At 60.1% G+C, this 12,858-nt stretch carries 12 protein-coding genes; 2 read left to right on the top strand and 10 right to left on the bottom strand.

Going from position 1 to position 12,858, the window contains the following annotated elements:
- Positions 1–5: 5 nt before the first annotated feature.
- From ABGT66_RS05480 to ABGT66_RS05445, 8 genes are all read right to left on the bottom strand, one after another.
- Entirely contained in the window at positions 6–1,007 is a 1,002-nt protein-coding gene (locus ABGT66_RS05480) for a TRAP transporter substrate-binding protein (RefSeq protein ID WP_346689363.1), read from the bottom strand.
- A gap of 53 nt (positions 1,008–1,060) precedes the next feature.
- On the bottom strand, positions 1,061–2,194 hold the full coding sequence (locus ABGT66_RS05475; protein ID WP_346689361.1) for a glycerol dehydrogenase: 1,134 nt from the start codon (positions 2,192–2,194) through the stop codon (positions 1,061–1,063).
- Between the two features lie 383 nt (positions 2,195–2,577).
- A complete protein-coding gene (gene radA, locus ABGT66_RS05470) occupies positions 2,578–3,930 on the bottom strand; it encodes a DNA repair protein RadA (RefSeq protein WP_346689359.1) in 1,353 nt (450 codons plus the stop codon).
- Between the two features lie 16 nt (positions 3,931–3,946).
- Positions 3,947–4,711 carry a PHP domain-containing protein gene (locus tag ABGT66_RS05465; RefSeq protein WP_300264005.1) on the bottom strand — a complete coding sequence of 255 codons (765 nt, stop codon included), beginning with the start codon at positions 4,709–4,711 and terminating at the stop codon, positions 3,947–3,949.
- A 7-nt stretch (positions 4,712–4,718) separates the two neighbouring features.
- Positions 4,719–5,054 carry a serine kinase gene (locus ABGT66_RS05460; protein ID WP_294193819.1) on the bottom strand — a complete coding sequence of 112 codons (336 nt, stop codon included), beginning with the start codon at positions 5,052–5,054 and terminating at the stop codon, positions 4,719–4,721.
- The gene (locus tag ABGT66_RS05455) at positions 5,051–6,367 is read right to left on the bottom strand and encodes a [Fe-Fe] hydrogenase large subunit C-terminal domain-containing protein (RefSeq protein ID WP_294193820.1); all 1,317 of its coding nucleotides are present in this window, start codon (positions 6,365–6,367) and stop codon (positions 5,051–5,053) included. Before ABGT66_RS05455 ends, ABGT66_RS05460 begins: the two co-directional genes overlap by 4 nt.
- A 20-nt stretch (positions 6,368–6,387) precedes the next feature.
- On the bottom strand, positions 6,388–6,819 hold the full coding sequence (locus ABGT66_RS05450) for an ATP-binding protein (RefSeq protein ID WP_300264010.1): 432 nt from the start codon (positions 6,817–6,819) through the stop codon (positions 6,388–6,390).
- Positions 6,820–6,822: 3 nt separating this feature from the next.
- On the bottom strand, positions 6,823–7,185 hold the full coding sequence (locus tag ABGT66_RS05445) for a DRTGG domain-containing protein (RefSeq protein WP_294193822.1): 363 nt from the start codon (positions 7,183–7,185) through the stop codon (positions 6,823–6,825).
- Positions 7,186–7,346: 161 nt separating this feature from the next.
- Here ABGT66_RS05445 and ABGT66_RS05440 point away from each other — a divergent pair, with 161 nt between their 5' ends.
- Positions 7,347–8,795 carry a sodium:solute symporter family protein gene (locus ABGT66_RS05440; protein ID WP_346689357.1) on the top strand — a complete coding sequence of 483 codons (1,449 nt, stop codon included), beginning with the start codon at positions 7,347–7,349 and terminating at the stop codon, positions 8,793–8,795.
- Between the two features lie 485 nt (positions 8,796–9,280).
- Positions 9,281–11,092, top strand: coding sequence for a YadA-like family protein (locus ABGT66_RS05435; protein ID WP_346689355.1), 1,812 nt, complete (start codon positions 9,281–9,283; stop codon positions 11,090–11,092).
- Positions 11,093–11,669: 577 nt separating this feature from the next.
- Here the strand turns inward: ABGT66_RS05435 and ABGT66_RS05430 are convergent.
- Together ABGT66_RS05430 and ABGT66_RS05425 are read right to left on the bottom strand one after the other, a co-directional pair.
- The gene (locus ABGT66_RS05430) at positions 11,670–12,167 is read right to left on the bottom strand and encodes an adenosine-specific kinase (RefSeq protein ID WP_346689354.1); all 498 of its coding nucleotides are present in this window, start codon (positions 12,165–12,167) and stop codon (positions 11,670–11,672) included.
- Positions 12,168–12,276: 109 nt separating this feature from the next.
- Complete coding sequence (locus ABGT66_RS05425) at positions 12,277–12,708, bottom strand: OmpH family outer membrane protein (RefSeq protein WP_294193825.1); 432 nt, start codon at positions 12,706–12,708, stop codon at positions 12,277–12,279.
- Positions 12,709–12,858 lie beyond the last annotated feature (150 nt).

The following is a 12,858-nucleotide window of genomic DNA, read 5'->3' as shown; positions in this document are numbered from 1 at the left end:
GCGGATTAGTTGTTGAGGGCGAGCATCGAGTCGATGAGCGCGCCGAGGTTGTATTCCTTCGCGTACTTGTCGTAGATCGGCTGGCAGGCGTCCTTCATCTTCGCGCGCTCTTCGGGAGTGACTTCGTTGATCGCTACGCCCGCTTCGGCCATTACCTTCTCGGCGGCCGCGTCGGAGGCGCTGCGGTCCTTCAGCTGCTTGGCCTGGCTCTCGTCGGCGCACTGCTGTACGATATCCTGAAGGTCCTTCGGCATAGAGTTCCATTTGTCGTTGTTCATGAACACGCAGTAGATGGCTCCCAGATGGCCTATCTTCGAGAAGTACTTCGCCTGCTCCTGGAGGTTCTGGTTGATGAGGCCGGTTACGTCGGCTTCGACGGCGTCGGCGACTCCCTGCTGGAGGAGCGTGTAGGCTTCGCTCCACGCGGAGGTGACGGTGCTGGCTCCGAGGCAGTTCCAGAGGTCGACATAGAGCGGCGTCTCGGCGGTGCGCATCTTTATTCCCTTGATGTCCTCAAGCTTCGTGATGGGCTTCGTCTTGAGAAGCGGCTGGCGGATTCCGTTCGAGTAGGTCATGAGCAGGCGGACGTTGGAGCCCTCAAGCATCTTGGGGACTTCGACGGAAACAACGTCGTTGATAAGCTTGGCCTGCGTGTCGAGGTCCTTCGTAAGGAAGGGCATGTTGAAGACTGCGAGCTGCGGGATGTTCAGCGCCGCGGCCCAGTCCGCCGTGTCGCAGCAGGTCATGTCGAGCGTGCCCATCGTGACCTGCTCCATCATCTCGCGGGCGGAGCCGAGCTGGCTGGAAGGATAGAGGTTGACCTTGACCCTGCCGCCGGTGCGTTCTTCGACCATAGCCTTGAACTCCTCGGGCGCTATCGCGAGCGCGTGTCCGGGGTTCTGGATGTGTCCGAACTCAAGCGTGAACTCGGGCTTCGCTTCGCTCGACGTGGCGCTTACGCCGAGTATCAGCATGGCGAACAGAAGAAAAACAAGATGCTTTTTCATGGTGAACTTAGTTCCTCCTCAATTAAGTTGTTTATGTATAGTTTTGAAAAAAACTACAGCCCTTTATATTTTCTGCCGAGAGCGTCTGCCGCGATGATGGCTCCGTAGACGCGCTCCGTCGTCACGGCGAAGGGTTCCTGGTGGATGAGCGGGCCGTTCGCCGTCTTTTCGGCTATCGCGAGCACCTTGTCGTGCTCCGCCGCGACGCCGAGGTCGGCGAGCGTGACTGGCAGGCCGATGGCGACCATGAAGCGCATGACATTGTCGACGGTCTCCGCCGGGGTGTTTTCGAGCACCATCTGGCAGACTATGCCGAAGGCGACCTTTTCGCCGTGGAGGTACTTGTGCGTCTCAGGCAGCACCGTGAGGCCGGAGTGTATTCCGTGCGCCGTCGCGAGGCCGGTGTTGAGGAAGCCGAGGCCGGAGAGCAGCGTGTTCGCTTCGACGACGTTTTCAAAGGCTTCGGTGACTACTCCGCTGTCGAGCGCCATGAGCGCCTTCTCGCCATCTTCGAAAAGTATGTCCCAGCTCGCCTTCGCTATCGCCATGCCTGCCTTGCAGCGGCGCATGCCGGAGCCTATGTAGTTCGGGGAGTCGGAGCACTCGCAGGCCTGAGCTTCGAGCCACGTCGCGAGCGCGTCGCCCATTCCGGCGACGAAGAGGCGGCGCGGAGCCTTCACGATGATTTCCGTATCGACGAGCACGAGGTCCGCGTTCTTCTTCATCTTGCGCGAGCCGATATACTCGCCGTCGGGCTTGTAGACGACCGCGATTTCGCTGACCGGCGCGTCGGTCGACGCGGACGACGGAGCTATGATGACGGGCAGCCCCATCTCGTCGGCGCAGATTTTCGCCGTGTCCATCGTTTTGCCGCCGCCGGCACCGACTATCACGGCCGCGCCGTTTTCTCTGGCTATTCTGCCGATGCGCTCAACCTCTTCTTCGCAGCACTCGCCGTTGAAGGATATCGAGACAAACTTGGCGTCGCTTTCGGCGTAAGCCTTTTCGAGACGCGCGTTGAGATCCTGATAGAGGAATCCGTCGATGATGACGCAGGCGTTGCCGTAAGGCGCCGTGTAAAGCGGCAGCCTGCCGAACTCACCCTGTCCCTGCACGTAGCGCAGCGGACTTCCGAAGGCCCTGGTCGTCGAACTCAGCATATCTTTCGAGTACACTTCATAATGCACTCTGCCTCCCTTTTATTTTTGATTGCGGCGCCGCCTCCATTGTTTACGCACGACCGAGAGCTGCGCCGTCAATTTCTAAAAATAATTTTCAGAGCTACAAACGCACTTTTTCGTTCTTATGCACTAAAAATCAGCGAAAATAAAGCTATAAAACAGCCTTATTTCTCGTTTGTGCATAAAAAATCACTGATTTTAATCGCGTTATGCTTACTACGCCTTCATCTCTTACTAGGCGGATTATATAGCATCTAAAAATTATTTTCAAGAGATTTTTTATATAATTGTAAGGAAAACGATAGGCAATTTATGCAAATTATGTGAAGCGCGGAACGACCGATACGGCGTGCGGAATGAGGCGAACGCGCGCGGTAATTCGCGCGCGTCTATCTCTTCAGGAACAAATCCACTATTTCGCGAAGCGAGGAGATTTTCAGCGTTTCTATCGGGTAGGTCTCTTTCGGGGTGCGGCGGCTGATTACGGCGCGCGTGAAGCCGAGGCGGGCCGCTTCTTTTATCCGCAGCGGCGTGCGCGCGCAGGGGCGGACTTCCCCGGCGAGGCCGACTTCGCCGATGAAGCAGACGTCGGAGGGGAGCTCGATGTCTGCGGCGGCGGAGGCGAGCGAGGCGCAGATGCCGAGGTCGGCGGCGGGGTCTTTGAGCGTAAGGCCGCCCGCGACGTTGAGATATACGTCGCTCGCGCGAGTGGCGACGCCGCAGCGGCGTTCGAGGACGGCGAGCAGCAGCTGCAGACGGTTCACGTCGACTCCGCGCGCGGTGCGCTTCGGGTACGGGAAGGGCGTCGGGCAGGCGAGCGCCTGAATTTCAGCCGCGAGCGCGCGCGAGCCCTCGAGCGTCATCGCTATCGAGACGCCGGAGCTTCCGAGGTCGGTGCCGTTCCAGTAGAGGCGGCTCGGGTCGTTTACGGCGGAGAGCCCCTTGTCGGACATTTCGAAGATTCCGAGCTCCTCGGTGCTTCCGTAGCGGTTTTTCTCGGCGCGCAGCAGACGGTTCGGAGAGTTCTGCTCGCCCGAGAACAGCAGGACGACGTCGACGAGGTGTTCGAGCAGCTTCGGCCCCGCTATCTGTCCCTGTTTTGTGATGTGGCCGACGAGGACGGTCGGTATCGAGCAGCGTTTAGCTGTGTCTACGGCCATCGCGGCGACGCCTTTTACTTGGTTCGGCGAGCCGGCCCAGCCGCTTTCGCTGTCGGCGCGGAAGGCCTGCACGCTGTCGATGACCATGAAGCCGTAGCCGTATTTCTCCGCGGCGGCGAGCGACGAGGGAAGGTCGCTCTCGCAGAGCAGGTCAAGCCCGGGCGTCATGAGGCCGAGGCGGCGTCCGCGCAGCGCGAGCTGCCCCGACGATTCTTCGCCCGATATATAAATCACGCGCTCGCCGCGTTTCGCCATCTCGGCGCAGACCTGGAGCAGCAGCGTGGATTTTCCGACGCCGGGCTCGCCGCCCAGGAGCGTCACGCCGCCGCGCACCCAGCCCCCTCCGAGGACGCGGTCGAGCTCTTCTATGCCCGATGGAATTCTTTCCTGTTCTTCGACTTCGAGGCCTGATATCGGTACGGCGGCTTTGACCGGCTCGTTCAGCGGCCCGTGCGAAACTGCGGGCTGCGCCTCCTGTTCGAGCGTCCCCCACGAGCCGCACTTAGGGCATTTGCCCATGAATGTCTGGCTCTGGTAGCCGCACTCCGAGCATTTATAAAGACGTATTTCTTTTTTTGCCATGTTTGAAATTTTTACCTTATCCCCAGGGCCACGAGACGCGCCGCCCGCCCTCGCCGCGCAGCGCCATGCGTATCTCTTCGAAGGTCGGCGCTTCGAGCATCATCTTCGTGCAGTTCGCGCGCGACATCGTGTCGAGCGTATGCGAGTCCGATGAGCGGATGAAGGCGCGCCCCGGGTAGCGTTCGCGCCATTTCTGCGCCTCGTCGGAGTTGAGGCGGCGCGAGAGCTCGAAAGCGTCCGCGGGATAGTCCTCGGGCATCGGGCCGAGCGCCGCGGTGTAGGAGAAGGCGGGGCGGTCGACGTGGGCGAGTATCGCAAGGCCACCCAGCGCGCGCGCCTTTTCCACAATCTGATCCACTTCGTAGCCCGCGCCCTGTATCAGCAGAACTTCTTCTTCCTTTACGATGCCGTTCTCGGCGTCTACGACTATCTGGTAGCCGAAGTGCTCGACGTCGTTTTTAATCGGGCGGATGCGCTTCCAGAGCCATTCCTTAAATTCAAGCGCAAGCGGATATTCCGGGAAGACGCAGAGCGTGTGGATGTCCTCCGCGCTCTGCGCCTCGATGCACGGAAGCACGACGGGGACGCCGGGACGCCCGCCGTTCTGCGCAGCGCCCGCCATCCCCGGGTAGTTTTCGCATGTGTTGTGGTCGGCTATGCCGATTATATCGAGGCCGGCCTCGCGCGCCTTTTCGATTACCTCGGGCGCGCCCATCTCGAGCTCGCCGCAGGGCGAGAGCAGCGTGTGTATGTGGAGGTCGACCCAGAAGGGCTTCAGCAACGCGACGTTATCCCGCGAGCCCAAGCGCGGCGAGCTTCACGCAGGTCGCGTAAAGCGTCTCCGGCACGGAGAGGATCGCTATGTTTTCCGTCTTGCAGCGCTCTATCAGGTCGTCGGGGGCTTTTCTGCCCGAGGCTATGATGATGAGCGGCAGGTCCTTGAGCACAGCGACGGCGGCGACGTTGAGGTGCGCCTGCACCGTCACCCACGCGGCTCCCTCCGGGGCCGTCCCCATTATGAAGCTCAGGAGGTCTCCCGCGGTCGCGCCGGTTATCTCGCGTCCCTTGTCGCCCTCGCACTGCAGCTCGCCGCCGAGCGCTTCGCAAATCTCGCTTACGGTCATTTCGTTCCACTCCTTCTTTTAAGGGTCTGCGGCTGCGACTCCGACAGCACGACTATCTTGTTCGCGAGCGAGGCTATGCCCTCGCGCAGCTTGAAGATGCAGTCGGTCACGGAGCCGTGTCCTCTTACTATCTCCTCGGCCATCGCCTGGCACGACGGGCGTCCGCACGACCCGCAGTCTATATGCGGCAGCCCGGAGTATATTTCCTTCATCTGCTGAAGCTTCACCATCGCCTCGGCTACGTTGTTCGAGAGCGGCAGGCGCGGCCTCGGCGCGTAGTCCTTCGTTATCGTCCAGAAGTCCATAGCGCAGAGCTCCTCGACGCGGCGCTGGTTCTGCGGCGTTACGTTCCAGTCGGTCTGTATGTTGTTGAGGCGCAGGCTCGCGAGGAAGCGCGAGTCCGCCGTGCCGACGCCGCCGACGCAGCCCGTGTCGCAGGTGCGGCACTCTACGAAGTCGACGTTGCGCAGCCGCCCGAGCTCAAGCTCCTGAAGCACGTCGAGCGTGTTCCTCATGCCCGATACGGCGATGAGGTTCAGCTTTTTCTCGGAAAAGGCCTGTATATGCTTCGATTCCCCGCCGCGGCGCGCCCACTGTATCCAGCGGTTGCTGCGCAGCTTCCTCGGGTGGTCGTGCGACGCGGAGACGTTGCCCGCCATGATGCTGCGTGCGACGCGGCGCACCGTCACCGCGGCGTCGAGCGGCGAGCGCTCGCGCCCCTGCGGCTCGCGCACCATGGTTATCTTCGCGGAGCACGGCGCGAGAAGCGTCACCGGCGCGGAGCTGCTGGTGCGCATCTTCCATAGGTCCGCCGCAAGCTCGAGCGGCGAGAATACAGGCACGACGCGAGACAAAAGCTCGGGAAAACGCGCCTGAATCAGCCGCAGCGCCGACGGACAGTAACATGATATCAGCGGCAGCGACGCGGGGGCCGCGCGCGCTATCATCTGCGCCGTAGCCGCCGCGGAAAGGTCGAAGGCCTCTTCTATCTCGTCTATGAGCGGATTCACGTTCATCGACGCGAGCACGGCCTCCAGCGTCGACGGGTCGTTGTAGTGGCTGAACTGTGAAAAGAACACCGGATCGGTGACGATGGGGACGTTCTGATTCTCCCTTACGGCGTTCCAGTCGTCCTCCTCTATGCCGAGCGCCTGCCTGTGGCACGAGCGCAGACACTCGCCGCAGTCGATGCAGAGCTCTTCGAGAATGCTTATCTCTCCGTCGACGATGCGGATAGCTTCCGTCGGGCAGACGCGGATGCAGTTGACGCACCCCTGGCAGGCCGCCCTTGAGATTTTAACGCTGTGGAGCATTGCCGTCCCTCCTCGCGCGTCTATTTTTTATTGAAATACACGGTGCAGGTCAGAGTCGTTCCGACGCCGACCTCGGATTCTATATTGAAAACGTCGCTGTTTCGCTTTATATTCGGCAGCCCCATGCCCGCGCCGAAACCCATCTCGCGCGCCTGGTCGCTCGCCGTCGTAAATCCTTCCGTCATCGCCTTGCTGATATCCGCGATACCGGGCCCCTGGTCCTCCGCTATGAGCACCACGTGGTCTTCGTAAATCTCCGCCTTCAGCATTCCTCCGCCCGCGTGGATGACGAGGTTTATCTCCGCCTCGTAGGTGATTATCGCCACCCTGCGGCAGATGCCGGAGTCGATGCCGAGCATTTTGAGGGTATTTTTTATATTGTTGGAGGCCGCGCCCGCGACCATAAAATCGTTGCCCTCGATTCTGTATTCGAGACAGACAGGGGCGCCCATAGCCTAGATCTCCTGAATGTCTTGGCTCGGCTTCATGCCCTTCGCGAAAAGAATTCCGCACGACTCGAACATGCTGTACCGCGTCAGAAGTATCGGGATGCCGTTCTCCCTCGCGAGCTGTATCGTCTCCTCCAGCGGCCTCTTGCCGCGCACGAAGACGATGGCGGGGATGTCGAGCATCTGCGCCGTGCGCACGATCTGGACGTTCGTCAGCCCCGTGAGCAGCAGCGACCCCGGCGTGCAGAACGCGAGCACGTCGCTCATAAGGTCGCATGCGTAGGCGTTGTTTACAATAATGCTGTTAAGATCATCCGACGTAGAGACGTTTTGGGCATCGAGGAACGATGCCAGCTCCTGCAAAGTCATATCGATTCTGCCTCCTGAATGCTTGTCGTATATGCCGACCCCAGAGTTCAACTCATTGTGTAAAGAATAACAAAGAGAGGTGAGAAAAACAAGTGCGCGCGCGCCGCAGCGCCGCCCGCGGGTGTAATATATCTGATGAATTCGTCGAGGGAGTGGTTCTCATGCTTTCATTCTACCTTTCCGCCTGCGCGCTGCTCGCCGCCTTCTTCGCGGCGGGCGTGATGCTGGGGCGCGGCGGCGCGAAAAAAGATTACAGCCTCGGCGGCAGAAAAGCCGGCGCGGCGGGCGTCACGGGCATACTGCTCGGCTCCCTCGTCGGCGGCGCTTCGACCGTCGGCACCGTGCAGATGGCCTACAGCTACGGCATGACCGCCTGGTGGTTCGCGCTCGGCGGCGGCATAGGCTGCCTGCTCCTCGCGCTGCGCTTCGCCGTGCCGCTGCGCAGGTCGCGCATCACGACGATAGCCGACTACCTGAACGCGAGCTACGGCGGCGGACGCTGCGGCCGCGGCATAGCGCTCGCCGCGACGGCGGCCTCGTCGCTCGGCACCTTCATCTCGATATGCGCGCAGTTCCTCTCCTGCATCGCGCTGCTGCGCGGCGTCCTTCCGCTCTCCGTGCCCGCGGCGGCGCTCGTCGCGGCGCTCTCGATATGGGGCTTCGTCGCCTTCGGCGGCATGAAAAGCTTCGCAAAGCTCGGCGAGGCGAAGATAGCGCTGCTATTCGTCACGCTCACGGCCTGCGCCGCCGCGGCGCTCGGCTGGGGCGGATTTGCGGCGATGCGGCAGAACCTTGTCTTCCAGCCGTGGTTCAACCCCTTCGGCCGCGGCTTCATCCCCGAGCTAGGATACCTCGCCTCGATGATAGTCGGCGTATTCACGACGCAGATATACATCCAGTCCTTCGCCGCGGCCAAGAACCTCCACGCGGCGCGGCGCGGCGCCTTCGCCTCGGCGCTCATCATGCCGCCGATGGGGCTGCTCGGCACGGCCGTCGGCCTCTCCGTCCGCGCGAGCGGCGCGGAGGTACAGCCCGACCAGGTGCTCTCGTGGTTCATCATGAACTCCTTCCCGCCGCTCATAGGCGGGCTGCTCTGGGGCGGCGTCGTCATCACAGTCGTCGGCTGCGCCGCGGGGCTCATGCTCGGCATCGCGACAAACATCGCGAAAAACATGATACCGCGCGAGCGCCTCGCAGGTTACGCGGCGCGCCCCGAAAACAGAGGCCCCGCCGCCGCGCTTGCGAAAGCCGCCGCATCGATATCCGAAACCGCGCTCGTCGCGCTCATGACCGCCGCCGCGGCGCTCATCGGGACGGCGACCACCGGCTCCATGATTCTCGAATGGAGCTTCCTCAGCATGGGGCTGCGCGGCGCGGGCAGCTTCATCCCCTTCGTCGCGGCCGTGCTCAAGCCCGGCCTGCTGCCGCCCGTCTGGGCGCTCGCCTCATGCTGCGGCGGCCTCGCCGCGATGCTCGCCTGGGCCTTCGCGCGTATGCCCGGCGACCCGCTCTTCGCCGGCCTCGCCGTCTCCGCGGCCTTCGCCGCGTGCGGCGCGCTCTTCGGCAAAAAATACCTCGCGCACCACCACGAGCGCGGCGCGCGGAACTAGCCGCCAATCCGTACAAAAAAGCCCGCGCGGCACGCCTCGACGCTCCGCGCGGGAAAAATTAAAAATTCCCTCTATTGCAAAAACGTGCAACTTGTGTAAAATATCTCTAAATGTGCGCGGACGGCGCAGATTTTTTCAAGAAAGGGCGGGTTAGAGAGATGCAGACTTACGGATATGCTTTATCTGGATATGTTACACTGACCCCCACCCCGTATACATTCTTCTAAGTATGTCAACAATTTATATACACATATAAAGGCTCTGACAAAAGAAAGGCGCACAAACGCCTTAATGTTCGTGTGCCTTTTTGCGATGCAGTACCTGTATTTCGCGGACGATTCGTAACGCGCAGGCGCGTCTGTCTTTCGCTGTAGATTTCCAAAAACAGATAAATCTTAGAACCAGTGAGAAAACGGAGACAAGTCCGCTGTTGGAGTTGTGCGCTTCGAAAAGCGGACAAACATGAAAGGAGTTCTTATGCAGCTATGAAACTAACAAAATTACTGGCGGCGCTCTTTATTGCGGCGCTGCTCATAACGCCGGCCGCTTCGGCGAACGTAACGGTAGAGCCCGGAGATGGCGCCGGAAGCATTATTATAAAAAATCCGGATTCCAATGCAGAGCCTGACCCCGTAGACCCATCAGACCCCAAAGAAAACAGAGTCGACGGATATAACAGTATCGCAATAGGCAACGGCGCATCCGTCATAGATATTGATAACGACGACCCGAACGATGAGGACTTCGGTTGGAACAGCAACGGCAACGGCAGCATAGCAATGGGCTACAACGCTTTGGTGCAGGGCGCTTACGGCGTAGCAATCGGAGACCAGGCAGAAGCATGGATGAAATCGGTCGCTCTCGGCAACAAAGCTAAAGCATCGGCACAATACAGCGTTGCGATAGGCTCGGGAGCCCAATCGACCGGTGAAAACGCATACTCACTCGGACATGGGGCGCTCGCATCCGGCAATAGAAGCTACGCGCTGGGATGGAAGGCCGTATCAAGCTTTGAGAGTACGTTTGCATTCGGCACGGAAGCAAAAGCCAGGCACGAATATGCATACGCTATAGGCAACAAGGCAGACGCAAGCGGACAGTTCACATATGCGATAGGTCATAACGCTAAAGCGACAGGCGATAAATCTCTCGCGCTCGGCTATCAGTCGGTCGCAACGGAAGATGACGCCATATCGGTCGGTTACGACGGCACGGCCGTGGACGGCGTCAGCTACGCGGCATTCCAGCGCCGCATAGTGAATCTTGCAGAGGGAATCAACGGTACGGACGCGGTGAACGTGAACCAGCTTAAGAGATTTGGGGAAAGCGTCGCGACTGCGTTCGGAGGCGAGGACGGCGGCTGGAGCTTTACGGACGGCGCGCTCACCGGTCAGTTTACGATAAAGGACAATACATTCTCTTCAATTCAAGATGCTTTCGACTATCTCGCAAACGGATGGAAGTTCGAGGCGACGAACGACGGCGCATCCGGCAGTTCGGGAACCACTGGCGACGGCGGAAACACCGGCGGCTCGACCGCAGGCTCGTCCAACATCGGCCCCGGCGATACGCTCACTCTCAACGGCGGCAATAACATCAAAATAACGAGCGACGGCGGCGAAGGAAACAAGTACACCGTCAGCGTAGTCGACAATCCAAAATTCAGCGAAATCACAGTAGGCGATAAGGTCAACATTTCCAGCTCCGGCATCAGTACCGGCGGCACGAACATAAACATGGGCGGCGGGAAGATAACCGGCCTCGCCGACGGCGGCGTGTACGAGGGAAGCAAGGACGCGATAAACGGCGGCCAGCTCTGGGACGCCTATCAGCGTATGGACGGCATGGGCAATGACATCTACCGCCGCATGGACGACCTGCGCGAGGATGTGAATATCGTCGGAGCGCACGCGGCGGCGCTGTCTGGGCTTCACCCGATCGACTATAACCCATACGAGCCGACCACGCTTTCCGCCGCGATAGGCACGTACCGCGACGAGTACGCCGTGGCGGTCGGCGTCTTCCATTACGCGAAGGAGAACGTGATGTTCAACCTCGGCGCGTCGCTCTGCTCCGACGGAGACCTCATGGGCCGCGCGGGCGTGAGCTTCACCGTCGGCAAATCGTCCGACAAACCGAAGGTCGCGGGGACGATGAACGGCCTGCGCAATCAGGTCATCGCTATGCAGGCGAAGCTCGACGAGCTCGAAGAGCAGAACGCGCGCAACGAGGACATTATCAGGCAGAACATGGAGCTGATACGCGAGCTTAAAGCGGAGCTCGACGCGAAGAGATAAGGGCTTCGCCGCAGGCTGCGCTCCCAACAGCGCGCGGCGGGGAAGCCCCGGCGCTCCCCCGCCGTTTTATATTCTTGATTCTTGCTCACCTTTATACAAGAGACAGCCATCTCGTCGCCCCGCGCTCCGACGGAACGGCTTGTCAGCGTAGCTGACATTTTAGATTTCTTCTGGCCGTTCCTAGCGCCCGATGAAACGGGGCAGACCCTATCGGCGGCGTTTTCGCCGATGGACGCGGGGCCCAGCGGCTTCTGATTCCGATACGTTACGGAATTTGACGACACTGGATTCCGCGTCGCAGCGCGGAATGACGATTAACAGGCGTTTTCTTAAATAGGTTAAACAGTATAAATTAGTCGCGCCGACACCGGCGCGTGAGTTGAAACGCTTATGTTGCGTTTAATGTACAGACAGTGAGCCGCTCCCCGGACCGGGCGGGAGGGCGGAGCATTGGAGCCGGGGCGGCGCGAACCGCCCCGGCTTTTGCTTATGCGTGCGGGCGTAAAAAAGCCCCGCGCGGCGCATTTCCGCTCGCCGCGCGGGGGCCTGCGTTGTTTCCCTTAAATTTGGGAGACGGCTATCTCTTATACCCTATGATGTCGCGCAGGAGCGAGACGCGCCATTCAGCGCCTTTTTCGTCCTCGACGCCTTTGGTCGGGAAGCCGTCGATTACTCCGATGACTCCGCGGCCCTGCGCGCTTTCGGCGACGAGCACCTGGAGCGGGTTCGCGGTGGCGGCGAATATGCGGCAGACCTCCTGCACGTCCTTTATCCTGTTGAGCACGTTGATGGGGTAGCCTTTGCGCATTACTATGATAAATGTGTGGCCCGCGTTCATTTTCTGCGCGTTTTCTATCGCGCACTTCTCCATCTCCGCGTTGTTCCCGTCGTGGCGGATGAGGCAGTCGCCGGACGCTTCGCAGAAGGCGACGCCGAATTCTATGCAGGGCGCGGCGGTCGCCATCGCCTCGTAGATGTCTTCGACGGTCTTGATGAAGTGGCTCTGCCCGACGATTACGTTCGCGTCCTCGGGTATGTCTATCTGCACCGCGCTTATGTTGAGATTCTCAGCCATAACAGCACCTCCGTTGTGTTTTAGTGACCGCACATAGTATAGCATCACGGCACGAAAAACGGCGGCCCGTATGAGCCGCCGTGCGTGTCGCTTGTTTCGGAACGCGGGGTTATTTGCTTGTCTTTTTGAGTTCGGCGATGACCGCGTCTGTGATGTCGGTGCCGCCGTAGAATACGACGCCCTTATCCATGACTACGGTGAGCTTCTTCTGGTTAGCGACGGTCCTCATGGCGAGGTTGATTTCCTTGAAGAGCGGCTCCATGAGCTTTCTTTCTTCCTGGGCGAGCTCCTGGCGCTTCGTCTGGTAGATTTCAGCTTTTTTCTTGTTGTCGCTCTCTTTGTCGATGGCGGCCTGCGCGTCCTTCTGGAGCTTTTCGGTCACGTCGCGAACCTGGCGCTGCACCTGCTGGAATTTCGGGTGCTGGAACATGACCTTCTGCGTGTCGATGGTTCCGACCGTGTCGGCGGCGAAGGCCGCGCCCGCGAGGACGAGAGCCGATAAGGCGACCGTCATTACCGTAAGAATCTTCTTGAACGTCATCAATTTTCCTCCTCTTGAGTGCAAGGATAAAATCTCTATCCCTTTCGTTTGACTTGTGTATTTTACCCCGTTTTCGTGATTACGTCCACGTTTTTGCAAGGGCTTCAAAAATTGGCGGCAATCGGCTTTGTCAGGTTGAACAAGAGCGAG

The organism is uncultured Cloacibacillus sp. (assembly GCF_963926575.1).
In the GTDB taxonomy this organism is placed as follows: Bacteria; Synergistota; Synergistia; order Synergistales; family Synergistaceae; genus Caccocola; species Caccocola faecigallinarum.
This window is presented reverse-complemented; position numbering and strand designations above follow the sequence as displayed.

Excerpts from the sequence above, each read along its gene's own strand:
- ABGT66_RS05430 (WP_346689354.1), bottom strand. The coding sequence starts at position 12,167 with ATGGCTGAGAATCTCAACATAAGCGCGGTGCAGATAGACATACCCGAG.
- ABGT66_RS05425 (WP_294193825.1), bottom strand. The coding sequence starts at position 12,708 with ATGACGTTCAAGAAGATTCTTACGGTAATGACGGTCGCCTTATCGGCT.
- ABGT66_RS05445 (WP_294193822.1), bottom strand. The coding sequence starts at position 7,185 with ATGACTTTGCAGGAGCTGGCATCGTTCCTCGATGCCCAAAACGTCTCT.
- ABGT66_RS05435 (WP_346689355.1), top strand. The coding sequence starts at position 9,281 with ATGAAACTAACAAAATTACTGGCGGCGCTCTTTATTGCGGCGCTGCTC.
- ABGT66_RS05460 (WP_294193819.1), bottom strand. The coding sequence starts at position 5,054 with ATGACCGTAAGCGAGATTTGCGAAGCGCTCGGCGGCGAGCTGCAGTGC.
- ABGT66_RS05480 (WP_346689363.1), bottom strand. The coding sequence starts at position 1,007 with ATGAAAAAGCATCTTGTTTTTCTTCTGTTCGCCATGCTGATACTCGGC.
- ABGT66_RS05455 (WP_294193820.1), bottom strand. The coding sequence starts at position 6,367 with ATGCTCCACAGCGTTAAAATCTCAAGGGCGGCCTGCCAGGGGTGCGTC.
- radA (WP_346689359.1), bottom strand. The coding sequence starts at position 3,930 with ATGGCAAAAAAAGAAATACGTCTTTATAAATGCTCGGAGTGCGGCTAC.
- ABGT66_RS05440 (WP_346689357.1), top strand. The coding sequence starts at position 7,347 with ATGCTTTCATTCTACCTTTCCGCCTGCGCGCTGCTCGCCGCCTTCTTC.
- ABGT66_RS05450 (WP_300264010.1), bottom strand. The coding sequence starts at position 6,819 with ATGGGCGCCCCTGTCTGTCTCGAATACAGAATCGAGGGCAACGATTTT.